Raw genomic sequence first — 26,569 nt, forward strand, 5'->3', positions numbered from 1 at the left:
AAGGTGGTCAGGGGGTGTGCGCCGCCGGGATCCGCTCCTCGGCGCGGACCGGCCCGGGCGGTGTGCCGTCACCGAACGGCCGGCCGCCCAGCTCCTCGCGGTGGTGCGGGGTCAGCCAGCCGGACAGGTCCGGGCCCAGCGGCACGATGCGGGTCGGATTGATGCCCGCGTGCACCTGGTAGTAGTGGCGTTTGATGTGGTCGAAGTCGACGGTGTCGCCGAATCCCGGCGTCTGGTACAGGTCGCGGACGTAACCCCACAGCACCTGGTTCTCCGTCAGCTTCCAGCGGTTGCACTTGAAGTGGCCGTGGTAGACCGCGTCGAATCGGACCAGTGTGGTGAACAGCCGGATGTCCGCCTCGGTGATTGTGTCGCCGACGAGGTACCGCTGCCGCTCCAGCCGCCCCGCGAGCAGCTCCAGCCGCCGGAACACCCCGGCGCAGGCGGCCTCGTACTCCTCCTGCCCGGTGGCGAACCCCGCCCGGTAGACGCCGTTGTTGACGTCCTCGTAGACGTCCGCCATCACCTCGTCGATCTCGTCGCGCAGCGCGGCCGGGTACAGGTCGGGCGCGCCCTCCCGGTGCAGGGCCGTCCACTCGGTCGCGAGGTCGAGGGTGAGCTGCTGGTAGTCGTTGGTCACCAGCCGGCCGTCGGCCACGTCCACGATCGCCGGCACGCTGACACCGCCCGGGTAGTCGCTCTCCCGGCGGTCGTAGGCCTCACTCAGGTAGCGGATGCCGAGAACCGGGTCGCGGCCGTCCTCGTCCAGTGTGAAGCGCCAACTGCGGTCGTCCTGGATCGGGTCGGTGACGGCCAGGGACAGGGCGTCCTCCAGGCCGAGCAGCCGCCGGGAGACCAGGGACCGGCTCGCCCACGGGCAAGCGCGGCTGACGACCAGACGGTAGCGCCCGGCCTCCACCGGCCAGCCGTCCCGGCCGTCCGCGGTGATCCGGTCAGCGAAGTGTGCCTTGGATCGTTTGAACGCCCTCCTTCCGTAGCCGGTGTTGCCGTCGTCGCCGTCGTCGCGGCTCATGGGGGTGACCTCCTTGCCGTACGTGGTCCCTGGTGAACGCGTTCCCCGTTTTCCGTGGACGGCACGGTGTGAGTACCCCCGACCGGGGCAATCGGCGTGGGTGACTGATGAAGGAAGTGATCACAGGACACGCGTCACGGTGCTGGTGGCGCTCGCGGCCAATCTGGTGATCGCGGTGGCCAAGGCCATCGGTGGTCTGGTGGCGGGGTCACCGGCCCTGCTGTCCGAAGCGGCCCACTCGGTGGCCGACAGCCTGAACGAGGTGTTCCTGCTCGCGGCACTGCGCCGCAGCCGCCGCCCCGCCGACCGGCGTCATCCCTTCGGCTACGGCAAGGAGCGGTTCTTCTGGTCGCTCCTCGCGGCCGTCGGGATCTTCGTCATGGGCGGCTGTTTCTCGTTCTTCCAGGGCTTCGAGGCCCTGACGAGCGACGCGGCGGAGGGGCTCAGCGGCTATGTGGCCGGCCTGATCGTGCTCGGTGTCGCCCTCCTCGCGGAGGGCGCTTCGCTGGTGCGGGCGCTCTACCAGGTACGACGCCAGGGCGGCGCGGGTGCCGGGCTGCGCGATCCGGCCTTGCGGACCGTCGTCGCCGAGGATGGCACCGCCGTGCTCGGCGTCACCCTGGCCATGGTGGGCATGGCCCTGCACATGGTCACCGGCCAAGTGGTTTGGGAGGCGTCGGCCTCGATCGCGATCGGTGCGCTGCTGGTCTTCGTGGCCTTCCGGCTGGGCCGCGAAGCCCGCGACCAGCTGATAGGCGAGGCGGCAGACCCCGAGTCCAGCGGGCGCATCTGCGCGCTGCTGCGTGCCCAGCCCGAGATCGACAGCGTGGAAGCGCTGTTCACGATGAAGACCGGGCTCGACACGGCCCTGGTGGCGGCCCGCGTCGACCTGGTGCCGGGCCTGGACAGCGAGCGGGTCGAGGAGGTCGCCGTCCGCATCAAGCGCTCCATAGCCAGTACGGTGCCCGAGGCCGACCAGATCTTCCTCGACGTGACCGACCGCCCGGCCCGCGAGGCAGCGGAAAGCCCCGCCGCGACGGGGGAGCGCGGCGGGGCCTGAACCTCGCGTGCCCCGTCGCGGCCGGTTCACACACACGGGGCACGAAGTTTTTTCGCCGGCTGCCCGCACCGGGCAGCCGGCCCGCTGTCAGCCCCCTTCGGTGGGCTCCAGGACGAACACCGGTATGTCCCGGTCCGTCTTCTTCTGGTAGTCGGCGTACGCCGGGTAGGCCGCGACGGCCCGCTCCCACCACGCCGCCTTCTCCTCGCCCGTGACCTCACGGGCGGTCATGTCCTGCTTCACCGGCCCGTCCTGGAGCTCGACGTGCGGGTGGGCCAGGATGTTGAAGTACCAGACGGGGTGCTTGGGCGAGCCGCCGAGGGAGGCCACCGCGGCGTAGCGCCCCTCGTGCTCCACCCGCATCACCGGTGTCTTGCGCAGTTTCCCGCTCCTGGCACCTCGCGAGGTCAGGACGACGACCGGCATCTTCGATCCCTGAAGCGTCGTCCCCTCCGTACCGCCGGAGCTCTCGTACAGCTCCACCTGCTTGCGCACCCACTGCGTCGGGCTGGGTTCGTACTCGCCTTCGAGAGGCATGGCATCCGTCCCATCGTCGCGTCCGAGGCTCATCGCCATCTGCCGACAACACCCGTGCCCCGTGGAATCATCCGCACCCGCGGGATCAGGCCGGAAACGGGCCTCATCCCGGCGCGAGCGCCATCCGCACGGCCAGCGCCGTCATCACCCCGCTCGCCGCCAGCGCCGTCGCCAGCCGCCCTCGACGGCCGGTCAGTGCCCGGCCCAGCAGTGCCCCGCTCCCGGCGAGCAGCACCTGCCAGCTCGCGGAGGCCGCGAAGGCGGCCATGACGAACACGCCCTGTTCCACCGCACCGGCCGGGCTCGTGGCCTGGGAACCGACGACGAGCGCGGCGAAGTAGATGACGGTGGTGGGGTTCAGCAGAGTGATTCCCAGCAGACCCAGATAGGCCCGGGCAGGGCTCGGGGGAGCGGGGGCCGACGGGGTGGCGAGCCGGTGACCGCGGTACTCGCGCACCGCGGTCACCGCGCCCCGTGCCGCCAGCGCGAGCAGCACCAGCACACAGACCCACCGCAGGGGCCCGAGCACGGGCCGCAGCGCGGAGGACAGGGCCGTGCCCCCGAGGGTGGCCGCGAGGGCGTAGAGCCCGTCGGCGGTGGCCACGCCCAGCGCGGCGCACACGCCGGTGCGCAAGGTGGTGCGGGCGGTGAGGGAGACGAGGTAGGTCCCGACGGCGCCCACCGGTACGGCGATGCCGTACCCGGCGAGCAGCCCCGCGACGAGCGCGGCCGTCATGACCGGGGCGGCGTCGGTCCTCCACGGCGGCCGGACTGCTGCTGTCGGTGCGCGGCAGAGGCGGCGGCGGACAGCGGCAGGAGAACAGCGAACGTAGGCATGGCCGGATCCTGCGGCCTGCCCGGCGGTGCCGACAACCGGTTTTCGCAGCGGCGCCCCCGCGCCCGGGCCCCGGCACGGGCGCGGGCCCTGCACCACACGCCTCCCGCCGCCGTCGTTCGAACGGGAGGACGGCATTCCCCGGCCATGTTGCCGGCGTCGGCGATCTGGCCGAACTTCGCGTCGCACCGTTAGATGCCTCGGGCATCTAATGAAGATCGGCACGACGCACTACTCGTCTGCGAGGTCTTCATGACGGAAACGACCGCACCCGTCGCCTTCCCCCAGAGCCGGACCTGCCCCTACCACCCGCCCGCCGCCTACGACGCACTGCGCACCGAGCGCCCCCTGACCCGGATCACCCTCTTCGACGGCCGCGAGGCCTGGCTCGTCAGCGGGCACGCCACCGCCCGCGCCCTGCTGGCCGACCCGCGTCTGTCGTCCAACCGCGACCGGCCCGGCTTCCCCGCCCCCACCAAGCGCTTCGCCGGGATCCGCAACCGCAGGACGGCCCTGCTGGGCGTCGACGACCCCGAGCACCGCGCCCAGCGGCGGATGGTCGTGGGGGACTTCACCCTCAAACGGGCCGTCGAACTCCGGCCACGCATCCAGCAGATCGTGGACGAACGCCTCGACGCGATGATCGCCCAGGGCCCTCCCGTGGACCTGGTGAGCGCCTTCGCGTTGCCCGTGCCGTCCATGGTGATCTGCGCCCTGCTCGGCGTCCCCTACACCGATCACGACTTCTTCGAGACCCAGTCGCGACGGCTGCTGCGCGGCCCGGAGACCGCCGACGTGCTCGACGCCCGCGACCGGCTGGAGACGTACTTCGGCGAACTGATCGACCGCAAACAAAGGGCCCCGGGCACCGGCCTGCTGGACGACCTGGTCCACCGGCAGCTGCGCGAGGGCGACCTCGACCGCGAGGGCCTGATCGCCATGGCCCTCATCCTGCTGGTCGCGGGCCACGAGACGACCGCGAACATGATCTCGCTCGGCACCTTCACCCTGCTCCGGCACCCCGAGCGGCTCGCCGAGCTGCGCGCGGACCCGGGGCTGCTGCCGACCGCGGTCGAGGAGCTGATGCGGATGCTGTCGATCGCGGACGGCATGCTGCGCCTGGCCGTCGAGGACATCGAGGTGGCGGGGACGATTATCCGCGAGGGCGAGGGCGTGGTCTTCGCGACCTCCGTCATCAACCGCGACGAGACGGTCTACCCCGAGCCGGACACGCTGGACTGGAGCCGCCCGGCCCGTCATCACGTGGCGTTCGGCTTCGGCATCCACCAGTGCCTCGGCCAGAACCTCGCCCGCGCCGAGCTGGAGATCGCCCTGCACAGCCTCTTCGACCGGCTGCCCGGCCTGCGCCTGGCCGCCCCGGCCGAGGGGATCCCGTTCAAGCCGGGAGACACGATCCAGGGGATGCTGGAACTCCCCGTGACCTGGTAAGGGCCCGCGCACATGCACATCGACATCGACAAGGACGTCTGCATCGGCGCGGGCCAGTGCGCCCTGACCGCCCCGGACGTGTTCACCCAGGACGACGAGGGTTACAGCACCCTGCTGCCCGGCGGCGAGGACAGCCGCAGTCCGCTGCTGCGGGAGGCGGCCCGCGCCTGCCCGGTCGGCGCCATCACCGTGTCCGGGACGGTGAGCTGACCCCCGTTCCCCCGGCGCCCAGGAGCCGCCGGGCCGCCTCGCGCGCCTCGGCCGCGGGCTCGGCGCTCCTGGTGAGGCCCGCCGCTACCATGGCGCCCTCGGCCGACGGCCCGCGCCGGCGGCTGACGCGCCGCTCCGGGGAAACCATCCTTCTCCCCTGCCGCCAGGGAGGATCCATGACCGACCGCCCGCCGCTGCCGCCCTTCACCCGCGAGACCGCCGCGCAGAAGGTGCAGGCCGCCGAGGACGCCTGGAACACCCGCGACCCGCACAAGGTCTCCCTCGCCTACTCGCCGGACTCCGTCTGGCGCAACCGCGACACCTTCCTCACCGGCCGCGCCGAGATCGCCCGGTTCCTGACCCGCAAATGGGAGCGCGAGCAGGACTACGCGCTGCGCAAGGACCTGTGGGCCTTCGACGGCAACCGCATCGCCGTCCGCTTCCAGTACGAGTGCCGGGACGCGGGCGGGCAGTGGTGGCGCTCCTACGGCAACGAGCTGTGGGAGTTCGACGAGCACGGCCTGATGACCCGGCGCGAGGCGAGCATCAACGACGTGCCGATCGAAGAGAACGAGCGCCGCATCTTCGGCCCCCGGCCGGAGCCGGAACGCGGGAACACCTTCCCGGTCCGGTGAACCCGGGGGAGTCGCTAGGGTTCCCGGATGACCGAACAGGCCGCCCGCAAGCCCTTCCTCTATGTCGTCGTCTGCGCCGCCGGGATCGCCGCGGACGTCGGTGAACTGATCACCGCCGCGCAGGAACGGGACTGGGAGGTGGGCGTCATCGCGACGCCCGTCGCCATGAACGGCTTCTTCGACACCGCCGCCGTCGAGGCCCGGACGGGCCGCCGTATACGCTCCGCGTGGCGCACGCCCGGTGAGCCGCGCCCGTTCCCGGCGCCCGATGCCGTGGTGGTCGCCCCCGCCACCTTCAACACCGTCAACAAGTGGGCGGCCGGCATAGCCGACACCCTCGCCCTGGGCACCCTGTGCGAGACCGCGGGGCTCGGGGTGCCGATCGCCGTCCTGCCGTGCGTGGCGGACGCCCTGGCCGCCCACCCCGCCTACCGGGACAGCCTCGAGCGGCTGCGGGGGATGGGCGTGCGGTTCGGGGAGCCGTACGCGGGAGAGCCCGGCGAGGACGGCGGGCGGCCGGAGTTCGGGTGGAAACGAGCCCTGGACCTGGTCGAACGCCGCTGACGGACCGGCCCCGGCCGCGTTCGCACGGCCCGTCAGGAGCCCCTTCCCGGCCTTGCCTTCGAGCGCACACGAACACGTACGCTCCCCGTGAAACCCTCCCGAAAGCAGGAGCAGCAACGATGCAGTACGTGAAGCTCGGTTCGACGGGTCTGGACGTCTCGCGGATCAGTCTGGGGTGCATGACCTACGGTCTGCCCGACCGCGGCACCCACGAGTGGACGCTCGACGAGGAAGCCTCGCGCCCGCTGATCCGGCAGGCCGTCGAGGCGGGGATCAACTTCTTCGACACGGCCAACGTCTACTCCGACGGCACCAGCGAGGAGATCGTCGGCCGGGCCCTGCGCGACTTCGCCCGCCGCGACGAGATCGTCCTCGCCACGAAGGTGCACGGCCGGATGCGGCCCGGACCGAACGGCGGCGGACTGTCCCGCAAGGCGATCATGACCGAGCTGGACCGGAGCCTCGCCCGCCTCCGCACCGACTACGTCGACCTCTACCAGATCCACCGCTTCGACCCGCACACCCCGGTCGAGGAGACGATGGAGGCCCTGCACGACGTCGTCAAGGCGGGCAAGGCCCGCTACATCGGAGCCAGTTCGATGTACGCCTGGCAGTTCTCCAAGGCCCAGTACACCGCCCGGCTGAACGGCTGGACCCGCTTCGTCTCCATGCAGAACCACTACAACCTGATCTACCGCGAGGAGGAGCGCGAGATGCTCCCCCTGTGCGCGGACCAGGGCGTGGGCGTCCTGCCCTGGAGCCCGCTCGCCCGAGGCCGTCTCACCCGGGACTGGGACGCCACGACCGAGCGCAGCGCCACCGACGCCTTCGGCGGCAGCCTGTACCAGGAGGGCGACCGCGCCATCGTCGAGGCGGTCACCCGCATCGCCGGTGAGCGGGGCGTCCCCCGCGCACAGGTCGCCCTCGCCTGGCTGCTGCACCAGCCCACGGTGACCGCCCCGATCGTCGGCGCGTCCAAGCCCGGGCACCTGGAGGACGCGGTGGCCGCGGTGGAGCTCCGGCTGAGCGACAAGGAGCTGGAGGAACTCCAGAGCCCGTACCGTCCCCACCCCATCGCCGGGCACTGAACGGCTACGTCCCGAGGGTCAGTGCGGCCCCTGCGGCGCGAACTCCGTTCCGCAGGGGCCCGCCCCCTCGCTCTCCGCCAGCTCCACCCTCGCCCCGCTCATCGCCAGCGTCCGGTAGAACCGCCCGATCCGCTCCGCCGACCGACCCACGTAGTGCCCGATGAACGACCGCCGGAACCGGTCCGCCGCCCGGTTCGGCTGCGACCCGTGCACCAGGCTCCCGTTGAAGAACAGGACGTCACCCGGCGCCATGTCCACCGGTACCGGCGCCAGCCCCGCCGGCGGCGGAACGTACTCCCGGGCGAAGGACACGTCCGCGTCGGCCTGCTCCGGGCAGAACAAGTCCAGGAGATGCGTGCCCGGCACGACCTCCAGCCCGCCGTTCTCCCGGTCGATCACATCGCAGGCCAGCCACGCCGCCACACATGTGCCCGGCTCCACCCTGAGGTAGAAGTTGTCCTGGTGCAGGGCCTGTCCCCGGGCCCCCGGCGGCTTGAAGTAGAACATGCTCTGCGCGGCCAGCACCTCCTCCCCGAGCAGCGCCTCCAGAACCGTCCGCAGCCGGGCGTCGAGCAGGACCTCACGCGCGAGGTCGTTGATCTCGTGCGGGTGCATCACCCGGGGCCACACGTGCAGGGGATCCACACCCGGTCCGTCCACCGCGCGCGGCTCGAAGTGCCCGGGCACCGGCCCGGCCGCCCGCAGTGCCGCGAACTCCCCGCAGAGCCGGTCGGTCTCGGCGGGCCCGAAGAGCCCCCGCACCACCGTGAAACCGTTCTCCTCGAAACCCTCCCGGTACCGCCGGAGTCCTTCGCGGTCCAGGATGGAGGCGCCGACGGCACCGTTGCCCGTGACTGTCATGAACGCACTCCTCGCTCAGGTGTCCTCGGTCGGAAACGCTAGGCCCCCGGGCCACCGAGGAGGATGCCTGTGCGTGCTGACGGATTGCCCGGGACTGCTGCGGCGGGCAACACCGGTGAAGGCGGGAAGACACGGAGGACAAGGCGGATCGCGACCGCCCGGGACACCGGGAACACCGGGAACGCAGGAGACGCCGACGGCGCCGGGACCACCGGGGATCCCGCGCCGCCGCCCGGGCTGGTCGTGCTGGGCCACTTCGACCAGCCGCCCGGGTACGGCGTCAACCGGCCGCACGGATCGGCGAGCTGGCTCTTCACCTGGACCACCGCAGGCCGGGGACGGTTGTGGCAGGGCGGTGCGACCACTTCGGCGTGCGCGGGCGCACTGGTCGTGCTCGCCCCGGGCGTACCGCACGGCTACGGCGTCGAACCCGGCGCCCGGCACTGGCGGTTCTGGTGGGCGCACTGCCAGGCCCGGCCGTCCTGGGCCGCGTGGCTGCGGCCGTACGACGCCGGTCACGGGATGTACGTGGTCACCTCCGTCCCGCCCGGGGTGCACGGCCGGGTCGGGGCGGCGTTCCGGCGGATGCACGCCGACGCCCGCTGGACCGGCGCCGAAGCACCGCCCGACGGGGCGCCCCAGGACGGGCAGGTCGCCGTGGCCCACGGCAGCGCTGCCCGCGAACTGGCCCTGTGCGCACTGGAGGAGATCGTCCTCCTCGCCACCGCCGGCGCCCGGCCCACGGCTCCTCGGCCCGGCCTCGACGCGCGGATCCGTCGCGCCCAGGAGCTGATCGACGCCGACCCGGGCGCCCCGCACACCGTCCGCTCGCTCGCCGAGGAGGTCGCGCTGTCGCCGTCCCGCTTCGCCCATCTGTTCAGCAGCCAGCTCGGCCGCTCGCCCATGCGTGCCCTGCGCGAGGCGCGGCTGCGCCATGCCGCCCGGCTGCTGGAGAGCACCGACCTGCCCGTGGAACGCGTCGCCGTGGCCTCGGGTTTCGTCAGCCCGTTCCACTTCAACCGCGCTTTTCACGAGCGCTACGGGTCGCCACCCGGGGCGTACCGCACGACACACGGCGGAGCGACCGGCTGAGCACCGCTATTGGTTCCGCCGCAGACATCGAAAGGCCGGTACGGAAACGACCCCGACCGCGTGAGCTGCTGCTCAGCGCGTGACTCAATGGTTGCCGGGCGACCGGCGGGGCGGGTGAATGTCAGTCGTAAAGAAAGGGGCAGACGGCATGTAAATGCCTTTCGCGCCACTGGCTGACTTCTTGTCAAAAGGCGCTGTCGGCCGATGCAATGCGCGAAACCGCAAGATCTCTTGTTCCCTGCCCCTGACCTGTGCAAAGGTGTGCCCTGTCGGCGTGCCCCCACACGCCTTTCTTTCGTATGCGCGCGGCCGCCGGTCGGCATACCCCTTGGTACGGACTTTATTCCGCATGTCCTTGAGAGGAATGCAGCCGTGAAAGACGCAGGCCCGTCGAATTCCCCGGCCTCGGCCCGCGGGTTCGGCGCGACGGACGAGCAACTGAGCGCGGAGCTCAGGAAGTGGACCGGGGCGACCCCCGCCCTCCATCCCGTCGGCGAACTGCTGGACCGGCACTGGGAGGCGGCCTTCGCCTACGCCCGGCTGTGCACCGACGGTCCGCGCTCCGCGGGCATGCTCACCACCGCGGCTTTCACCCGGCTCTTCGGCGAGACCCTCCGGCAGAACGGCCCGACCTCCGCGTGGCGGTCCCATCTGCTCCTCACCGTGCGGCGGATCGCGGCCGAGTGGGCGGGCGACCACCGGTGCGACATGCTCCACCCGGAGCTGCTGGCCGGTACCGGCGAGGGGGAGCGGCCCGCCTCCCGTCTGCTGCCGTCGCGGCACCGGCGTCTGCTGTCCGGGGCGTTCCAGCGGCTTCCCCAGTCCGCCCGCTGCCTGCTGTGGCACGTCGAGGTCGAGGCCGAACCGCCGGCCTCCCCGGCCGCGTTGCTCGGCCTGGACGAGGAGGGCGCGCGCGTCGAACTGGAGCGGGCCCGGGACCGGCTGCGCGAGGAGTGCCTCCAGCTCCACCGCGAACTCGCCCCCGACGAGGAGTGCCGGCGCTATCTGCGCCTGCTCGACGTGACGTACCGGCGTGGGGGTCTCGACATCGACCCCGATCTACGCGCGCATATCGAGGGCTGCGGGCACTGCAGCGTCGCCGCGGACCAGCTCGACCAGTTCAACCACGGCCTCGGTGTCGCCCTGTCGGAAGGGGTGCTGGGCTGGGGCGGACGGGGCTACGCGGAGAGCCGGATCAGGGAGGAGGGGGACCACGCCGGGGGTGGGCGTGCCGCGGAGCGCGAGCGGCCCGGGGGAGTGGCCGGTGCGGCCGCCACCGGGCCCCTGGCCGGCGTGGCGCGCGAGCTGTTCCCGGATCCGGTGGCCCTGGCCCGCGAGGTCTTCCCGGAGCCGCACGGCATGGCGTACGAGATCATCCCGGACCCGGTCCGTGCGGCTCGCGAGGCTTACCCGGGGCCGACGGGTGAGGCGCGTGAGGGCTTCCCGGGGCCCACGGATGAGACGCGCGAGAACTTTCCGGCTCCGCCGCGTGCGGCGCGCAGGGGGTTGCCGGGTCCGGCCCGCGCGGCACGCAAGGGCTTGATCAATCCCCGTGCGGCGCGCAAGGGCTTGACGGATCCGGCCCGTGTGGCGCGCGAGGGCCTTGCGGATCCGGCCGGTGTGGCGCGCGAGGGTCTTGCGGGTTCGGCCGGTGGGGCGCGCGAGGGTCTTGCGGGTTCGGCCGGTGGGGCGCGCGACGGCTTTTCCGACCCGGGTGGCACTGCGGGTGAGGTGTTCTCTGCCCCGCCGCGTGCGGCGCGTGACGCAGTTCCCGGGCCGGCCGGCGAGGGGCGTGAGGTCTTCCCGGACCCGGTCGCCCTCGCCGGCGCGGTCGGGGAGTCGTTCACCGAGCCGGGCGGCCCGGCGGTCGTACCGCCGTCCCTTCCCGGGGCCGAGAGCGGCGACCCGGCCGGGGAAACGGCACAGGCTCCGGCCGGCGCGGGCCGCTCCCTGCCGACTGCCACCGTGACCCCGGCCCACCGGCGCGAAGGCTCGCGAAGCGCCGCCCGAAGGTCGGCCAGGTCCGCCCAGAGGGCGGCCCGCCGTCTCGCCCGGCGGCGCAATCTCACCGCGGGCATCCTGACCGTCAGCGGCCTCGTGGTGCTGCCGCTGGTCCTGTGGTCCACCGGCGACTCCGGCGACAGCGCCCCGGCCGGCGCGGGCCGCCCCGCCGGCGAGGCACCCGACCCGGACGCCGGCGAGGGCAGCACCGATCCGTCCCGGACCGGCGCGGGCGAAGCACGGCAGGGTGCCCTGCGCGGCCGGCTGCACAACGTCGCATCGGACCTGTGCGTCGGCCTCGACGGCAAGAAGGCCGTCGAGGGCGCGGAGGCCGAGCTGACGACCTGCTCCGCGGACGCCGCCCAGCAGTGGACGTACGAGACGGACGGACTCCTGCGCAACGGCGCCGCGCCGGACCTGTGCCTGGACTCGCAGCTCGGCTACGCGGTCCGGCTGGCCCCCTGCGCGGGCGCCGCCCGGCCGGACCCGAAGAACATCCGCTACGACTTCACCCTGCAGGGCGCCCTGGTGCCCCGCTGGGACCAGGACCTCGCCCTGGCGCCCGCCGCGACCGACGGCTCGGGAGCCCTGGTCCTCAAGGCCCGCACGGACGACGAGGTCCAGCGCTGGGTGATCGACACCTCCAAGGCCGACCTCCAGATGCAGGCCGTCAACTGGAACGCCGGCGTTCCGGCAGTCCGCTCCGCACCCGCACCGTCCCCCACTCCCGCGCCGTCGAAGACACCCGAGCCCACACCGACCCCCTCCCCGGCCTCCTCGGCCCCGGAGCCGACGCCGAGCAGTCCGGCCGCCACCGACGCGTCCTGCGACCGCTTCGGCTACTACTGCGACTCCGACGGCCGGTACGGCAACCCTGGCGACGGCTACCCCGGGTACGGGTACGGCCACGGCGGGGGCGGCCGCCGCTGACCGGACGTGGGCTCAGGCGCCGACGACGGTCAGTGACAGCCACAGGGCGGCCACGGCCGACACCAGCGCGGCCGGTACGGCGAGCAGCCCGAGCCGGGTGAACTCGCCGAGCCCGACCCGGTGCCCGCCCTGCTGGACGATCCGCCGCCACAGCAGGGTCGCCAGCGATCCGGCGTAGGTCAGGTTGGGGCCGATGTTCACACCGAGCAGCACCGCCAGCACGGCACCGGGACCGGACCCGGCGGTCAGGGGCAGCAGCACCAGCACCGCGGGCAGGTTGTTGATGAGGTTCGCCAGGACGGCGGCCAGCGCGGCCACGCCCAGCAGGGTGAGCAGCCCCGAGCCGTCGGGCAGGACGTGCCGGAGCGCGTCGGCGAGCCCGTGGTCGACGACCGCGCGCACGACGACGCCGAGCGCGAGCACGAACGCCAGGAACGCCGGCTGCGCCGACCGCACCACCGTGAGCGGCGTGACCCGGCGTCGCACCAGCGCCCGCCCGGCCAGCACCAGCGCACCGGCGGTCGCGGCCCAGGCCGGCGCGATCCCCACGGCGGAGGCCACGACGAACCCGGCGAGTGTGCAGCCGACGGTGACGAGGGCGAACAGTGGGAGCGGTTCGGGACGAGGGGCGGGATCGGGGGAGGGCAGGGGCGCCGTGAGTTCGTCGTCGAAGAAGCGGCGGAACACCAGGTACTCGGCGGCGATGGCGACCAGCCAGGGCAGTGTCATCAGGGCCGCGAAGCGGGTGAAGCTCAGTCCGCTCGCGGTGAAGGCCAGCAGATTGGTCAAGTTGGAGACCGGCAGCAGCAGCGAGGCGGTGTTCGACAGATGGGCGCACGCGTACAGGTGCGGTCGTGCCCGCACGCCCATCCGGGTGGCGGTGGCGAGCACCACCGGAGTCAGCAGGACGACCGTGGCGTCCAGACTGAGGACGGCCGTGATGACGGAGGCCAGCGCGAACACCGCGGTCAGCAGCCGTGTGGGGCGACCCGCGGCCCAGCGGGCCATCCACGCTCCGCAGGCGGTGAAGAGCCCTTCGACGTCGCAGAAGTGGGCGAGCACCAGCACGGCGGCGAGGAAACCGACCACGGGCCCGAGCCGCTGGATCTCCTCCCAGGCGTGCTCCGGCGAGATCACCCCGAGGGCGATGGCGAGCCCGGCGGCGGGCACGGCCAGCACGGCCTCGGGCAGGCCCTTCGGACGGGCGACGGCCCAGATGAGCACGGCGGCCAGCAGCGTCACGGACAGGACTTCGGCGAGCGGGGTGTTCAGGGCGGGGTCCTCCGGAGCGTGATCTGGTCGTGCCCGCCCATGAAACCAGGCGCTGGTAAGAGAACCTCCGCGGGCCCGCCGCCGTGGCCGGGCCCGCGGCCCTTCGCGAAGACCGTGAGAGCCCGCCGCCCGGCGCCGGCCGCCCGCCTGCCGGTGCGGAGCGTGCCCGCGGACACCGCCGTCGATCGGACCGGCTCCGCCCTGATCGTCCGGGGGGGCTTCAGAGCGTGGGCTCAGAGCTCGTCGCCGAGCAGGGCCAGCTCCGCCCAGATCGTCTTCCCCTCGCCGGTGTGCCTGCTGCCCCACCGCTGGGTGAGCTGGGCGACCAGGAGCAGACCGCGGCCACCCTCGTCCCAGGTCTTCGCCCGGCGCAGGTGCGGTGCCGTGTGGTTGGTGTCGGACACCTCGCAGATCAGGGTGGCCGCGTCATGGATCAGCCGGAGCCGGATGGGCGGGGCGCCGTAGCGGATGGCGTTGGTGACCAGCTCGCTCACCACCAGCTCGGCGGTGAACGTGGCTTCGAGCAGTCCCCAGCGTTCCAGCTGGTCGACGACCTGCTTGCGGATGGGGGCCACCAGTGCCGGGTCGGCGGGAATGTCCCAGGTGGCCACCTGGGCGGACGGCAGGCCGCGGGTGCGGGCCAGCAGCAGGGCCACGTCGTCGCTGGAGCCGCCCGGCGGGAGGAGGGTGTTCAGCACGCGGTCACAGGTCTCGTCCAGGGAGCCGGAGGAAGCCGACAGGGCCTCGCGGAGCATCCGGCCGCTCGTGTCGACGTCCCGCTCACGGCTCACGAGCAGCCCGTCCGTGTGGAAGACCAGGACGCTGCCCTCGCGCAGCTCCACCTCGGCGGCCTCGAACGGCAGCCCCCCGACACCCAGCGGAGGCCCCGAGGGCAGATCGAGCTGTCGCGCCGGGCCGTCCGGCGGCACCAGCAGGGGCAGGGGGTGCCCGGCCCGGGCCAGGGTGCAGCGCCGTGAAACCGGGTCGTACACCGCGTACAGGCAGGTCGCGCCCACCTCTCCGGTGCCGTCGTCCCCGCCGGACTCCTCCGACAGCCGGACGACGAGGTCGTCGAGGTGCGTGAGCAGTTCGTCGGGTGCCAGGTCGATGTCGGCGAGCGTACGGACGGCGGTGCGCAGCCGGCCCATGGTGGCCGAGGCCTGGATGCCGTGGCCGACGACGTCGCCCACGATCATGGCGACCCGCATCCCCGACAGCGGGATCACGTCGAACCAGTCGCCGCCCACGCCGGAGCGGGTGGCCGGCAGATAGCGGGAGGCCGCCTCCACCGCCGCGGTGCGCGGCAGGGTGCGCGGCAGCAGGCTGCGCTGGAGTGTGAGGGTGGTCTCGCGCTCACGGGAGTAGCGGCGCGCGTTGTCGATGCAGACCGCGGCCCGGGCCGTGACCTCCTCGGCCAGGAGCACGTCGTCGGGGGTGAACGCCTCGGCGCGCCGGAAGCGGGTGAAGACCGCCACGCCGAGGGTCGTTCCCCGGGCCTGGAGCGGGACGGACATCGTGGAGTGGATGCCGAGTTCCTGTATCCGCTGGAAACGCACCGGGTCCCAGGCCAGCCACCGCTCCAGGTCGCCCGACGCGCCCGAGGCCACGACCGTGTGCCCGGCGACCAGGGAGGCGGACTGTGGGGAGTTCTCCGGGTAGACGTCCACCTGCCCCGGCTCGGCGACGGCCTCCGGGCTGCCCTTGTTGACCGACTGGTGGGCGGACCGGCGCAGACTCAGCGGCGGAATCGGCGGCCCGGCGAACTCGCCGCCCTGCTCCTGCGGATCGAGCAGGTCGACGCTGACGAAGTCGGCGAGCGCCGGCACGCACACGTCCGCCAGCTCCTGGGCCGTGCGGGTGACGTCGAGGGTGGTGCCGATGCGCACGCTCGCCTCGTTGACCAGCTGCAGCCGCTCCCGTGACCGGTACTGGTCGGAGAAGTCGTGGGCCGTCACGCACACGCCGCGCACCTGGCCGGTGCCGTCGGTGAGCGGTGCCATCCTGGCCAGCCAGGCGTGTGCCGCCCGGCTCTCGCCGGTCGCCTTCATGTACGTCTGCATGTCCTGCCGCCGGCCGGTCCGCAGCACCCGGCGCAGATTCTCCTCGAGCTCGGCGTTCGGTGGCCGGCTGCCGATGTCGGTGGGCTTCAGGCCCAGCATCCGCCCGGCGGGCAGTCCCAGGAGGTCCGCCATGGCCTCGTTGAGGCCGCGCAGCCGCAGCCGTTCGTCGAAGATCATCGTGGCGCAGGGCGACTGCGTCAGGGCCATGCGCACCAGCGGGTCGTCCGGAAGCCCCTGGTCGGCGGCCTCCGGCGGGGACACCGCCAGCCAATCGATCGCCTCGGCTCCGTCGGGCGGTCTGCGGTGGGCGAGCACCCACAGGGACACCGGATGGCCGTCGCGGTGGCGGAGGGTGAGTGTGCCGCTCCAGCGGGAGTCGTCCGGCACGGACGGCGGCTCCGCGCCGTCGGCCAGCAGCGCGGCGGCCGGGCGGCCCACGACCTCGTCGGCCGTGTGCCCCAGCAGGCGGCGCGCGCCCTCGCTCCACTCGGTGAGCGTGCCGTCGACGGCGATGACGGCACGGGCGGCCACGCCATCGTCGAACGGCTCGTCCGGACTCATCGTCGCGACTCCATACGGACACTCACAGTGAACAGGGAAGTCAGTTGAGTTCCAGCGTAGTCCGTAGGCGCCCCGCGTGGACCGGTAACCCCGGTGCCGCCTGCCCGGCAGGGGCCGAGGGGCACATCCGGCCGAAGTGATCGCCGGGGCAGAAGCACCCCGCCGCACCCTTGACGTCCGGGTATGACACCTCGACAGAATCTGTTTGTTCACGATCAGTTGTGAGTACTTCTGGGCCCTCGTGAGGGAGAGTTCCATGTCGGTCACGCGCAGATCGGTCCTGCTCGCCTCCGCGGCCGCGCCCGCGGCCGGAGCGCTGCCCGGTGCCCCGGAGGTGTGGGCCGCCGGGGAGGCCCGCGGCGCGCCCGGCCGCCGGACCGTCGCACTGCGCGACGGCTGGCGTTTCGCGCTGGTGAACCCGGGCGGCGTCACCGACCCGACCGGCGCCTACGCGGACGCCCGCCTACCCGGCTACGACGACTCCGGATGGCGCGAGACGGCCGTCCCGCACGACTGGAGCATCGAGCAGACCCCCACCACCGAGCACGGCACCACCAGCGGCACCGGCTTCCTGCCAGGCGGCCTGGGCTGGTACCGCCTGGCCTTCACCCTGCCGCCCACCCTCGCCGGCAGCTGCGTCTCGGTGGAGTTCGACGGCGTCTACATGGACTCCACCGTCTACTGCAACGGCACGGAGGTCGGCCGCCACCCCTACGGCTACACCGGCTTCGCCCTCGACCTCACCGATCTGGTGCACACCGACGGCACCACCGAGAACGTGATCGCCGTCGAGGTCCGCAACCGGCTCCCCAGCAGCCGCTGGTACTCGGGCAGTGGCATCTACCGCGAGGCCCGCCTGGTGATCACCGAGCCGGTACACGTGGCCCGCTGGGGCACCCGCGTCACCACACCCGAGATCTCCGTCGAGCGTGCCGTCGTACGGGTGGCCACCTCCGTCGTCAACGCCTCCGGCGAGGAGGCGGACGTCGAGGTCGTCTCCCGGATCACCGACCGCAGGGGCCGGACGGTCGCGCGTAGTTCCACCACCCCGGCCGTCACCGGCAATCACACCGAGAGTCACGAACTGACGGTCAAGAAACCGGAGTTGTGGGACTTCACGACACCGCACCGGTACACCCTGCACACCGAACTGCGCGTCGGCGGCCGGACCAGCGACACCTACCGCACGGTCTTCGGCTTCCGCACCTTCCGCTTCGATCCGGACGAAGGCTTCTTCCTCAACGGCACCCACCACAAGATCAAGGGCGTCGACCTCCACCACGACCTGGGCGCACTCGGCGCCGCCGTCAGCATCGACGCCGTCCGGCGGCAGCTGGAGATCATGCGCTCCATGGGTGTCAACGCCCTGCGCACCTCCCACAACCCGCCCGCGCCCGAGGTGATCCAGGTCTGCGAGGAGCTCGGCGTCGTCCTGCTGGTGGAGGCGTTCGACTGCTGGCGCACCGGAAAGAACCGGTACGACTACGGCCGCTTCTTCGACGAGTGGTGCGAGAAGGACGCCACCGAGATGGTGCTGGCGGCCCGCAACTCACCCGCCGTGCTGGCCTGGTCCATCGGCAACGAGGTCCCCGACTCCACCTCCAGCGCGGGTCTGGCCATGGCCGACCGAATCATCGGGGCGATCAGGGCCGCCGACGACACCCGCCCGCTCGTCATCGGCTCCGACAAGTACCGCCGCCTGCCCGCCAAGGGCTCCGCGGCCGACCTGATGCTGGCCAAACTGGACGGTCTCGGCCTCAACTACAACACCGCCAAGTCGGTGGACCAGCTGCACGCGGCCTACCCGCACCTGTTCCTCTTCGAGTCCGAGTCCTCCTCGGAGACCTCCACCCGCGGCGCCTACCAGGAGCCCGAGCATCTCAACACGGGCGAGAACCACACCCCGGGCAGACGCGCGACCTCCTCCTACGACAACAACCTCGCGTCCTGGACCATGAGCGGCGAGTACGGCCACAAGAAGGACCGGGACCGCAAGTGGTTCGCCGGGCAGTTCCTCTGGTCGGGCATCGACTACATCGGTGAACCCACGCCCTACGACGTGTTCCCGGTCAAGGCGTCCTTCTTCGGGGCGGTCGACACGGCGGGCTTCCCGAAGGACATGTACCACCTGTTCCGCAGCCAGTGGACCAGTGAGCCGATGGTCCACCTGCTGCCGACGACCTGGAACCACGACAAGGGCGACACGGTCGAGGTCTGGGCGTACGCGAACGTCGACACCGTCGAGTTGTACCTCAACGGCAGGTCTCTCGGCGTCCGGCGGTTCGACACCAAGAAGACCGCCGACGGCCGCGCGTACCTGGAGACGACCGAGGAGACCGGTGACGACAAGACCTTCACCGACGGCCCCCACCCCGGCAGCTACACCAGCCCCAACGGCAGCGCCGGCAAGCTCCACCTGACCTGGCGGGTTCCCTTCGAACCGGGCGAGCTGAAGGCCGTCGCACGGCGGGGCGGCAGGGTGGTCGCCACCGACGTGGTGCGCACCGCGGGCGATCCGCACGCGATACGCCTGACCGCGGACCGTGAGTCCGTCGCCGCGGACGGCCGCTCCCTGGTCTTCGTGACCGCCGAGGTCGTCGACCGGCACGGGGTGGTGGTGCCGGACGCGGAGCACCTGCTCTCCTTCGCCGTGACGGGCGGCTCCCTCGCCGGGCTCGACAACGGCCGCCAGGAGAGCGCCGAGCGCTATCAGGCGAGCACCCGGACCGCCTTCCACGGCAAGGCCCTCGCCATCGTCCGGTCCGGTACGAAGGCCGGCACGGTGAAGACGACCGCCCGCGCCGAGGGGCTGCGCGCGGGCACGGCGACCGTGCGGGCCACCCGGGCCGGGGACCGGGTCGAGACCGCGCCGCCGGCCTTCGAGCCCGCGCACCCGGCCCCCGTCGGCCACCCGCACGCGGACGCGAGCTACTCCGGCCGTCCGGACACCCTCCCCGCCGCCATGCTCGACGGCGACCCGGCCACCGGATGGTCCAACGGTTTCTTCAAGGAGGCCACGGCTCTGCTTCCGGCCTTCGACGGCGCGCGGGCCGGGGACTGGGTCTCGGTCGACCACGGGCGCACCCGCGGCTTCGACCGGGTGGACGTCTCCTTCACCGTGGACGCCGCCCACAGCCTGCCCGCCACGATCGAGGTGGCGGTGTGGGACGGCCGCTCGTGGCAGGCCGCGCGGGACACCGAGATCGACTGGGCGACCGCCTCCGACGCACCCACCGTGATCACCTTCAAGGCCGTCCGCGGCTCCCGTGTCCGGCTCGCCCTGACGAGCCGCCACCCAGGCGAGCCCAGGGGGGCGATCCGCATCACCCGGCTGGACACCCCGGCCGCCTGAGCCCCGGCGCCACGGTCCGGACGCGCCGAACGGCGGGTCGTGTCCGGACCGTTGACGGGGCGTCACTTCTGCCACAACCATGGCAGGCGTCCGCATCTGGGAGCGCTCCCACGCCGAGCGCCACCCGCACCCCCCGGAGGAGCCCAGACGTGAAACGACGCAGAACCGCCCTGTTGTCCCTGACGGCCCTGCTGGCCACCGCGCTCACCGCGCTGCCGTCGGCGCAGGCCGGGGCCGACGAGGTCGAGCAGGTGGAGAACGGCACCTTCGACACCGGCACCGCCCCCTGGTGGACGACCAGCAACGTCACCACGGGCCTGTCCGACGGCCGGCTCTGCGCCGACGTCCCCGGCGGTACCACCAACCGCTGGGACGCCGCCGTCGGGCAGAACGACATCACCCTCGTGAAGGGGGAGACGTACCGCTTCTCCTTCAGCGCGACCGGGACGCCCGCCGGGCACGCGGTGCGGGCGATCGTGGGCCTGTCGGTGTCGCCCTACGACACCTACCACGAGGTGTCGCCGCAGCTCAGCGTCTCCGGCGACCGCTATTCCTACACCTTCACCTCGCCCGTCGACACCGCGCAGGGACAGGTGGGCTTCCAGCTCGGCGGCAGCGCGGATCCCTGGCGCTTCTGCATGGACGACGTCTCGCTGCTCGGAGGTGTGGCGCCGGATCCGTACGAGCCCGACACAGGCCCCCGGGTCCGCGTCAACCAGGTCGGCTACCTGCCGGCCGGGCCCAAGAACGCCACGCTGGTCACCGACGCCACGGCGAGGCTGCCCTGGCAGCTGAGGAACTCCGGCGGGAGGGTCGTCGCCAAGGGCACGACCCTGCCACGCGGCGTCGACGCCTCCTCCGGGCAGAACGTCCACTCGATCGACTTCGGCGCCTACCGCACGAAGGGCTCGGGCCTCACACTCGTGGCCGACGGCGAGACCAGCCGCCCCTTCGACATCGACGCGAGCGCCTACGAGCGGCTCCGCCTCGACTCGGCGAAGTACTACTACACCCAGCGCAGCGGCCTCGCGATACGCGACGACCTGCGGCCCGGTTACGGCCGCCCCGCCGGACACCTGGGCGTGGCGCCCAACCAGGGCGACACCGCCGTGCCCTGCCAGCCCGGCGTCTGCGACTACACCCTCGACGTCAGCGGCGGCTGGTACGACGCCGGCGACCACGGCAAGTACGTCGTCAACGGCGGCATCTCCACCTGGGAGCTGCTCAGCACCTACGAACGCGCCCGGCACGCCCGCACCGGGCAGGCGGACAAGCTCCGGGACGGCACGCTCGCCATCCCGGAGAGCGGCAACAAGGTCCCGGACATCCTCGACGAGGCACGCTGGGAACTGGACTTCCTGCTGAAGATGCAGGTGCCCGACGGCAGGCCACTGGCCGGGATGGCCCACCACAAGATGCACGACGAGCAGTGGACCGGCCTGCCGCTGATGCCCCACGACGACCCGCAGAAGCGCGAACTGCACCCGCCGTCCACCGCCGCCACCCTGAACCTGGCCGCCACGGCCGCGCAGGCCGCCCGCCTGTACCGGTCCTACGACAGGGCGTTCGCCGACAAGGCCCTGGCCGCCGCACGCAAGGCCTGGGCGGCCGCGCTCGCGCACCCCGACCGCTACGCCTCCGAGAGCGACGGCACCGGCGGCGGCGCCTACCCCGACAGCGACGTCACCGACGACTTCTACTGGGCGGCCGCCGAGCTGTACCTGTCCACCGGGGAGAAGCGGTACGAGGAGTACGTCCTGAAATCCCCGGTCCACACGGCGGACCTCTTCAAGCCCATCGGCTTCGACTGGGCCCGCACCGGCCCGGCGGGGCGGCTGGACCTGGCGACCGTGCCGAACAGGCTGCCCGGCCGGGACGCGGTGCGCCGGTCCGTCGTCAAGGGCGCCGACCGCTACCTGGCCACCCTCAGGGCACACCCCTACGGCATGCCGTACGCGCCCGACGGCCACACCTACGACTGGGGCTCCAGCCACCAGATCCTCAACAACGCCGTCGTCCTCGCCACCGCGTACGACATCACCGGCGCCACGAAGTACCGGGACGGCGCGCTGCAGAGCATGGACTACATCCTGGGCCGCAACGCGCTGAACATCTCCTACGTCACCGGCTACGGCGAGGTCAGCGCACAGAACCAGCACAGCCGCTGGTACGCCCACCAGCTCGACCCCGCTCAGCCCAACCCGCCGAAGGGCACCCTCGCGGGCGGGCCGAACTCGAGCATTCAAGACCCCTACGCACAGAGCAAACTCCAGGGATGCGTCGGCCAGTTCTGTTACATCGACGACATCCAGTCCTGGTCGACCAACGAGCACACGATCAACTGGAACGCCGCCCTGACCCGCATGGCGTCCTTCGTGGCGGACCAGGGGTAGAGCCGGGCAGCGGTGCCGCGGGGCCGGGGGAGTCCGCCGGGAGGACGCCTCCGGCACGCGCGCGTAGCCTGGTGTCATGCCAGCGGTGCGGGTCGACGGCATCGAGGTCGCGTACGACCGGGTGGGCCAGGGCCCGCCCCTCGTGCTCGCGCACGGCGCCACGGCGGACGCGCGGCTGTTCCGCCCCCAGGCCGAGGACCTGGCCGACGAGTTCACCGTCGTCGCCTGGGACGAGCCGGGCGCCGGGCGCTCCTCCGACGTCCCGCCCGCGTTCACACTGGCGGACTACGCCCGCTGCCTCGCGGCCGTCATCGAGGACGTGGACCTCGGCCCCGCCCACGTCCTCGGCGCCTCCTGGGGCGGGACCGTCGTCCTGGAGCTCTACCGGCACCACGCAGAACTCGTCCGGACGCTGCTGCTCGCCGACACCTACGCGGGCTGGAAGGGCTCACTGCCGGCGGCGGAGGTGCGCTCCCGGGCCGAGGGGGCGGAGCGGATGCTCGCGGTCCCGGCCGAGGCGTTCGCACCGACCATGCCGGGTCTGTTCGCCGGGAAGCCGCCCGCCGAAGCCGTACGCCTGCTGTCGGTGATGTCGGCCGACACCCGGCCCCAGAGCATGCGGACCCAGCTCACCGCCATGGTCGAGGCCGATCAGCGGGACCTGCTGCCGCGGATCGCGGTACCGACGCTCCTGCTGTGGGGCGAGCTCGACACCCGCTCACCCGTGGCGTCCGTGGCCCACCAGTTCCTCGAAGCGATCCCGCGGGCCACTCTGGTCGTGCTCCCGGGCATCGGGCACCTCAGCAACATCGAGGCCCCGGAGCCGTTCAACCGGACCGTCCGGGAGTTCTGCCGCGCCCACTCCTGACCGGCGGCGCGGTCCCGTCGCCCGCGCCCGATGCGTCTGCCCGGGGGCTCACTCGGCCGCCCTCGGCAGGTGGGCGAGCTTGTCGGGGTTGGCCACGACGTAGATGCCGTGCACCCGGTCGCCCTGGGGGGTGAGGTCCAGGACCAGGACCGCGAACGGCGCGTCACCGTCGAACAGCACCGCCGCGTCGTCGCCGTTGACGCGCCGGTAGCGCCAGACCGGGTGGTCCGGGCCGCCCCGTCCGGCGCTGAGCAGACGGGCCACCTTGTCCCGGCCGTGCACCGGGCGCAGGCCGGCCCGCCGGCGCTTGCCGCCCGCGTCGGTCCACGCCGTGACGTCCGGCGCGAGGACCTGCATCAGCTCCGCGATGTCCCCGCCGAGCGCCGCCCTCACGAACCGCTCGGTCGCCTCCCGCCGCACCCGCGGATGCGCCTCGTACCGCGGCCGTCGCGCGTGCACGTGCTCCCGGGCCCGGTGCGCCAGCTGGCGTACCGCGGCGGGGGAGCGGTCGATGATCTCCGCGATCTCGGCATGCGGGTAGCCGAACACCTCGCCCAGCACGAACACGGCCCGCTCCAGCGGTGTCAAAGACTCCAGGACCACCAGCATCGCCAGTGACACCGACTCGGAACGCAGGGCCGGGGCCTCGGCGGTCTCGGTGTCCTCCGGGGCGACCAGGGGCTCGGGCAGCCACGGGCCGACGTAGGTCTCCTGCCGGCGGCTGATCACGGCCCGGCGGCGCAGCGCGTGGTTGACCGCCACCCGGACGAGATAGGCGCGCGGGTGGCCGACGCCGGCCAAGGGGGCACCACCGCCGCGGGCCGTCCAGGACAGCCAGGTCTCCTGCAGGACGTCCTCGGTGTCGGCGACGCTGCCGAGGATGTTGTAGACGACGCCGAACAGCAGCTCGCGATGGTCGACGAACACCCCGGTCGCCGCGTCGAGCGGGGAGTCGGTGCGGTGTACGGAGATCTGGGTCATGCGTGGGCCTCCCGTGGACGTACTCACCCCTACGAGCCGGACAGGGGCCCGGAATGTGACATCGGACGGTCCGGTGTGACTCACATCTCAGGTCGGCCCTTGCGGTGGTACCACCTGAAAACCATCCTGACCTGGGGATATTTACGAGTCAGTACCCGAGCGGTACCGTGATGGCATGCCAGCTCTCAACGTGGAGTTCAGCGACCGCGAACTTGAGGACCTCAGGCAGATCGCCAAGGAGCGCGGTACGTCCATGAAGGCGCTCGTGCGGGAAGCGGCCGCGGCCGACATAGCCCGCCATCGGGCCCTGCAGGAGGGCGCGGAAGCCTTCCGCCGGTTCTTCGCCACCCACGCCGACGAGTTCGCCGCCGCGTTCCCCGACGACGAGCCGCCCGCCAAGGGCGAAGGGCGGGCCGCCTGACCCATGGCGCCCGTGATCCACATCGACGTGCCCTGGCTGCTGCAGCGCCACGAAGAGGTGCTGCCGGACCAGCCCACCGTCAACGACTTCTCCGCGCTGGTCGCCGCCGTCGCCCGGCATCGCGTCGACCCGCCGCGCCTCGGGGTGAACTCCGACCCGGCCTGGCGGGCCGCCGCGCTGCTGCACACCATCACCGTGCTCAGGCCACTGCCCTCGGCCAACGCCCGCTTCGCCTGCGCGACCGCCGTGGCGTACATGTTCGTCAGCGGCGTCGGCATCGACCCGCCCTACGGCGCCCTCGTCGACCTCGCCCGCGACCTGCTGTCCGGCACCACCGACGTCTACGGCGCCGCGGACCGGCTGCGCTCCTGGCAGATCTGAGGAAGCGGGCCCGGTGCCCGGTTCACAGGCCACAGGAAAATGTCGAAAACAGGTGCGATACGTGCGCATCCGTTCCCCGTTTCTGACTTTCTGTCAATGGTGGGGATGTTGTCCGGGCGCCTTGTTGGCCGTGTGGGGGTTGTGCAAGAGTGAAACGCGCGTGCGGGGGGAATGGCCGGGTGTCGCACGTGCTTTGTGGACCGCGTCCGATTCGCCGTCGGTGAATTCTCACCTCCCGCGCTGTGCCAAAAGAGGAACGCACCAACCGGGCCTCCTTTTTCGGCGACAGAACGTCTGTGTGTCACATGCGTGGGAAGGAACCATCTCAGTGCCCACCCCCCACCCCCCTCGTCCTCCGTATCCCCCGCCCGGCGGGGATCCGGGGGAATCCGATGAATCACTCGCCGCCCCACTGAGAGGCAGTCCGGAGGGCGAGGTCGCCGCCCATTCCGTGGCGCTGCTGATGGCGCGGCACCACCAGCCGGTGCACGACTACGCGGTCATCTGTCTCGCCTCGTCGGCGCAGGTCGCCGCGATGGTGACCGGGACCGCCTTCCATCGGACCCTCAACCGCCTCGCGTTCGGGGAGTCCGCCGTCGCGCTGCGCCCGGCGCTGCTGGTGACCGTGCGCGACACGATCCGCGAGTGGTCCGCCGACGATCGAATATCGGCCGTTCTGCCCGCCTTGCAGAAACCGGCCGGAGGGCGCGGGATGCGCGCGGCGACGTCCATGACGCCCGAAAATCGAACCCTCGCGGAGCGGGCATTCCAGGCACTTCCCGCGGACTCGCGCTGTTTGCTCTGGCACGTCGAGGTCGAAGCAGATCCTTTAAGCGTCCCGGCCGGACTGCTGGGCATGGACACCGACATCGCGGCGGCGGCCCTCGAACAGGCGCGGGACACATTCCGTCGAGGTTGTGTACAGGCCCATCGCGAACTCGCACCGACCCATGATTGCCGGTTCTACAACCGCCTCCTCGACGTACCGATCCGCCGGGGCGGCGCACTCCTGCCGGACGTCCAGCAGCACCTGGACGAGTGCCGCTACTGCCGGAACGCCGCAGAACAACTGAGCCATTTCGAGGGCCCGCTGGGGCCGTTGATCGCCGAGGCGGTGCTCGGCTGGGGCGCCCGCCGCTACCTCGACTCGCGCCCGGGACGTGCCGCCCACGGCACGCGGGGCGCTCGAACGAACCGGCGCGGCGGGGGACGGCGGGGCGGCGGGCGGTACGGGCTGCTGTCCCGGCTCCCCGTGCCCGTCCGAGGGGTTCCGGAGGCGCTGCGCTCCTCGCGGGCACTGCTCTCGGGCGTCGGCGCGGTGTCGGCCGGCGTGCTGGCGACGATCCTCATCATCAGCGCGTCGTCCTACGACGGCGGGGAGGCCGACCCGGCCGGCTCCGACAGCGCCGCCGGCGGCAAGGGCTCCTCCTCGATGACGCCACCCGGCAAGGCCGGGCTGCCCGCGGCCCAGGGGGTGACGCGGCTGCGCAACACCGGTGCCGATCTGTGCCTCGACATCCGCGACCTGCCGAAGGAGGGTTCGGGCATCAAACTCGCGGAGTGCTCGACGGTGTGGACCCAGCAGTGGACCTACGAGGACGACGGGCTGCTGCGCAGCGTCGCCGATCCCGGACTGTGCCTGGACTCCCACAAGGACGCCGGTGTCGTCGTCCTCGGCACCTGCGCCGACGAGGATGCCGAGCGGGGCGCAGACGTGCGCTACGACCTCACCGTGCAGGGGGAGTTGCTGCCCCGCTGGGACGAGCAGCTGGCCCTCACCCCCGCCGGCGACGACCCGGACGCCGACATCGTCGTCAAGGTCCGCGACCGCTCCTCCGACGCCCAGCGATGGCAGGCCGAACCCCTGCCGACGACGTCCGGCTCCCTGTCGATCGAGGAACAGGACGATCCGGCGGCCCGCCAGGTGACACTGACCGACGGCCGGACCGCGTGACGACGGGCCCCGGGGCCTGAGCGGGGCCGCG

21 protein-coding genes are annotated in these 26,569 nt (G+C 72.4%); 14 read left to right on the forward strand and 7 right to left on the reverse strand.

All coding sequences use genetic code 11. The annotated features are described in order from the left end of the window. Positions 1-7 precede the first annotated feature (7 nt). The gene (locus ABTX60_RS34410) at positions 8-1,033 is read right to left on the reverse strand and encodes a glutathione S-transferase family protein (protein ID WP_352100951.1); all 1,026 of its coding nucleotides are present in this window, start codon (positions 1,031-1,033) and stop codon (positions 8-10) included. Between the two features lie 139 nt (positions 1,034-1,172). Here ABTX60_RS34410 and ABTX60_RS34415 point away from each other — a divergent pair, with 139 nt between their 5' ends. Next, complete coding sequence (locus ABTX60_RS34415; protein WP_502992459.1) at positions 1,173-2,093, forward strand: cation diffusion facilitator family transporter; 921 nt, start codon at positions 1,173-1,175, stop codon at positions 2,091-2,093. Positions 2,094-2,180: 87 nt separating this feature from the next. Here the strand turns inward: ABTX60_RS34415 and ABTX60_RS34420 are convergent, their stop codons facing one another. Next, entirely contained in the window at positions 2,181-2,630 is a 450-nt protein-coding gene (locus ABTX60_RS34420) for a nitroreductase family deazaflavin-dependent oxidoreductase (RefSeq protein ID WP_352100953.1), read from the reverse strand. 103 nt (positions 2,631-2,733) lie between these two features. Then, positions 2,734-3,366, reverse strand: a complete 633-nt coding sequence (locus ABTX60_RS34425; protein ID WP_352100954.1) for a LysE/ArgO family amino acid transporter — start codon at positions 3,364-3,366, stop codon at positions 2,734-2,736. Positions 3,367-3,717: 351 nt separating this feature from the next. Here ABTX60_RS34425 and ABTX60_RS34430 point away from each other — a divergent pair, with 351 nt between their 5' ends. The 5 genes from ABTX60_RS34430 (at position 3,718) to ABTX60_RS34450 (ending at position 7,411) form a co-directional block, all read left to right on the forward strand. Beyond that, a complete protein-coding gene (locus ABTX60_RS34430) occupies positions 3,718-4,914 on the forward strand; it encodes a cytochrome P450 (RefSeq protein WP_352100955.1) in 1,197 nt (398 codons plus the stop codon). Positions 4,915-4,926: 12 nt separating this feature from the next. After that, positions 4,927-5,124, forward strand: a complete 198-nt coding sequence (locus tag ABTX60_RS34435; RefSeq protein ID WP_352100956.1) for a ferredoxin — start codon at positions 4,927-4,929, stop codon at positions 5,122-5,124. Between the two features lie 176 nt (positions 5,125-5,300). Then, positions 5,301-5,759 (forward strand): nuclear transport factor 2 family protein, encoded by a 459-nt coding sequence (locus ABTX60_RS34440; RefSeq protein WP_352100957.1) that lies wholly within the window; start codon positions 5,301-5,303, stop codon positions 5,757-5,759. A 27-nt stretch (positions 5,760-5,786) separates the two neighbouring features. Beyond that, positions 5,787-6,323 (forward strand): flavoprotein, encoded by a 537-nt coding sequence (locus ABTX60_RS34445; RefSeq protein ID WP_352100958.1) that lies wholly within the window; start codon positions 5,787-5,789, stop codon positions 6,321-6,323. Between the two features lie 119 nt (positions 6,324-6,442). Further along, a complete protein-coding gene (locus ABTX60_RS34450; protein ID WP_352100959.1) occupies positions 6,443-7,411 on the forward strand; it encodes an aldo/keto reductase in 969 nt (322 codons plus the stop codon). A gap of 18 nt (positions 7,412-7,429) precedes the next feature. Here ABTX60_RS34450 and ABTX60_RS34455 read toward each other — a convergent pair whose 3' ends face one another. Then, complete coding sequence (locus tag ABTX60_RS34455; RefSeq protein WP_352100960.1) at positions 7,430-8,272, reverse strand: phytanoyl-CoA dioxygenase family protein; 843 nt, start codon at positions 8,270-8,272, stop codon at positions 7,430-7,432. Positions 8,273-8,509: 237 nt separating this feature from the next. Between ABTX60_RS34455 and ABTX60_RS34460 the strand changes: the two genes are divergently transcribed. Both ABTX60_RS34460 and ABTX60_RS43340 read left to right on the forward strand, forming a co-directional pair. Further along, positions 8,510-9,364, forward strand: coding sequence for a helix-turn-helix domain-containing protein (locus ABTX60_RS34460; RefSeq protein WP_352101012.1), 855 nt, complete (start codon positions 8,510-8,512; stop codon positions 9,362-9,364). A gap of 372 nt (positions 9,365-9,736) precedes the next feature. Then, positions 9,737-12,295, forward strand: a complete 2,559-nt coding sequence (locus ABTX60_RS43340) for an RICIN domain-containing protein (protein WP_502992458.1) — start codon at positions 9,737-9,739, stop codon at positions 12,293-12,295. Between the two features lie 12 nt (positions 12,296-12,307). Here ABTX60_RS43340 and ABTX60_RS34475 read toward each other — a convergent pair whose 3' ends face one another. Both ABTX60_RS34475 and ABTX60_RS34480 read right to left on the reverse strand, forming a co-directional pair. Then, a complete protein-coding gene (locus ABTX60_RS34475; protein WP_352101014.1) occupies positions 12,308-13,567 on the reverse strand; it encodes an SLC13 family permease in 1,260 nt (419 codons plus the stop codon). A 233-nt stretch (positions 13,568-13,800) separates the two neighbouring features. Then, complete coding sequence (locus ABTX60_RS34480; RefSeq protein ID WP_352100961.1) at positions 13,801-16,188, reverse strand: SpoIIE family protein phosphatase; 2,388 nt, start codon at positions 16,186-16,188, stop codon at positions 13,801-13,803. 256 nt (positions 16,189-16,444) lie between these two features. Between ABTX60_RS34480 and ABTX60_RS34485 the strand changes: the two genes are divergently transcribed. The 3 genes from ABTX60_RS34485 (at position 16,445) to ABTX60_RS34495 (ending at position 22,801) form a co-directional block, all read left to right on the forward strand. After that, positions 16,445-19,540, forward strand: a complete 3,096-nt coding sequence (locus ABTX60_RS34485; protein WP_352100962.1) for a glycoside hydrolase family 2 TIM barrel-domain containing protein — start codon at positions 16,445-16,447, stop codon at positions 19,538-19,540. A gap of 149 nt (positions 19,541-19,689) precedes the next feature. Beyond that, positions 19,690-21,933: a glycoside hydrolase family 9 protein gene (locus tag ABTX60_RS34490; RefSeq protein ID WP_352100963.1), complete on the forward strand. Its 2,244-nt coding sequence runs from the start codon at positions 19,690-19,692 to the stop codon at positions 21,931-21,933. Between the two features lie 76 nt (positions 21,934-22,009). Continuing rightward, positions 22,010-22,801 (forward strand): alpha/beta fold hydrolase, encoded by a 792-nt coding sequence (locus ABTX60_RS34495; protein WP_352100964.1) that lies wholly within the window; start codon positions 22,010-22,012, stop codon positions 22,799-22,801. A gap of 48 nt (positions 22,802-22,849) precedes the next feature. Here the strand turns inward: ABTX60_RS34495 and ABTX60_RS34500 are convergent, their stop codons facing one another. Continuing rightward, positions 22,850-23,782 (reverse strand): sigma-70 family RNA polymerase sigma factor, encoded by a 933-nt coding sequence (locus tag ABTX60_RS34500; protein WP_352100965.1) that lies wholly within the window; start codon positions 23,780-23,782, stop codon positions 22,850-22,852. Between the two features lie 175 nt (positions 23,783-23,957). Here ABTX60_RS34500 and ABTX60_RS34505 point away from each other — a divergent pair, with 175 nt between their 5' ends. The 3 genes from ABTX60_RS34505 to ABTX60_RS34515 all read left to right on the forward strand — a co-directional run bounded on the left by ABTX60_RS34505 (position 23,958) and on the right by ABTX60_RS34515 (position 26,538). Next, entirely contained in the window at positions 23,958-24,203 is a 246-nt protein-coding gene (locus ABTX60_RS34505; RefSeq protein ID WP_030845137.1) for a hypothetical protein, read from the forward strand. Between the two features lie 3 nt (positions 24,204-24,206). Then, positions 24,207-24,584: a hypothetical protein gene (locus ABTX60_RS34510; RefSeq protein ID WP_031110699.1), complete on the forward strand. Its 378-nt coding sequence runs from the start codon at positions 24,207-24,209 to the stop codon at positions 24,582-24,584. A 328-nt stretch (positions 24,585-24,912) separates the two neighbouring features. Continuing rightward, positions 24,913-26,538: an RICIN domain-containing protein gene (locus ABTX60_RS34515; RefSeq protein WP_352100966.1), complete on the forward strand. Its 1,626-nt coding sequence runs from the start codon at positions 24,913-24,915 to the stop codon at positions 26,536-26,538. Positions 26,539-26,569 lie beyond the last annotated feature (31 nt).

The sequence above is a fragment of the Streptomyces sp. NPDC126510 genome (assembly GCF_040302345.1).
Taxonomy (GTDB): domain Bacteria; phylum Actinomycetota; class Actinomycetes; order Streptomycetales; family Streptomycetaceae; genus Streptomyces.

What these genes read in the sequence shown, in the direction of transcription:
- ABTX60_RS34410 (WP_352100951.1), bottom strand. Translation starts at nt 1,033, where the DNA reads ATGAGCCGCGACGACGGCGACGACGGCAACACCGGCTACGGAAGGAGG.
- ABTX60_RS34420 (WP_352100953.1), bottom strand. Translation starts at nt 2,630, where the DNA reads ATGCCTCTCGAAGGCGAGTACGAACCCAGCCCGACGCAGTGGGTGCGC.
- ABTX60_RS34425 (WP_352100954.1), bottom strand. Translation starts at nt 3,366, where the DNA reads ATGACGGCCGCGCTCGTCGCGGGGCTGCTCGCCGGGTACGGCATCGCC.
- ABTX60_RS34430 (WP_352100955.1), top strand. Translation starts at nt 3,718, where the DNA reads ATGACGGAAACGACCGCACCCGTCGCCTTCCCCCAGAGCCGGACCTGC.
- ABTX60_RS34435 (WP_352100956.1), top strand. Translation starts at nt 4,927, where the DNA reads ATGCACATCGACATCGACAAGGACGTCTGCATCGGCGCGGGCCAGTGC.
- ABTX60_RS34440 (WP_352100957.1), top strand. Translation starts at nt 5,301, where the DNA reads ATGACCGACCGCCCGCCGCTGCCGCCCTTCACCCGCGAGACCGCCGCG.
- ABTX60_RS34445 (WP_352100958.1), top strand. Translation starts at nt 5,787, where the DNA reads ATGACCGAACAGGCCGCCCGCAAGCCCTTCCTCTATGTCGTCGTCTGC.
- ABTX60_RS34450 (WP_352100959.1), top strand. Translation starts at nt 6,443, where the DNA reads ATGCAGTACGTGAAGCTCGGTTCGACGGGTCTGGACGTCTCGCGGATC.
- ABTX60_RS34455 (WP_352100960.1), bottom strand. Translation starts at nt 8,272, where the DNA reads ATGACAGTCACGGGCAACGGTGCCGTCGGCGCCTCCATCCTGGACCGC.
- ABTX60_RS34480 (WP_352100961.1), bottom strand. Translation starts at nt 16,188, where the DNA reads ATGAGTCCGGACGAGCCGTTCGACGATGGCGTGGCCGCCCGTGCCGTC.
- ABTX60_RS34485 (WP_352100962.1), top strand. Translation starts at nt 16,445, where the DNA reads ATGTCGGTCACGCGCAGATCGGTCCTGCTCGCCTCCGCGGCCGCGCCC.
- ABTX60_RS34495 (WP_352100964.1), top strand. Translation starts at nt 22,010, where the DNA reads ATGCCAGCGGTGCGGGTCGACGGCATCGAGGTCGCGTACGACCGGGTG.
- ABTX60_RS34500 (WP_352100965.1), bottom strand. Translation starts at nt 23,782, where the DNA reads ATGACCCAGATCTCCGTACACCGCACCGACTCCCCGCTCGACGCGGCG.
- ABTX60_RS34505 (WP_030845137.1), top strand. Translation starts at nt 23,958, where the DNA reads ATGCCAGCTCTCAACGTGGAGTTCAGCGACCGCGAACTTGAGGACCTC.
- ABTX60_RS34510 (WP_031110699.1), top strand. Translation starts at nt 24,207, where the DNA reads ATGGCGCCCGTGATCCACATCGACGTGCCCTGGCTGCTGCAGCGCCAC.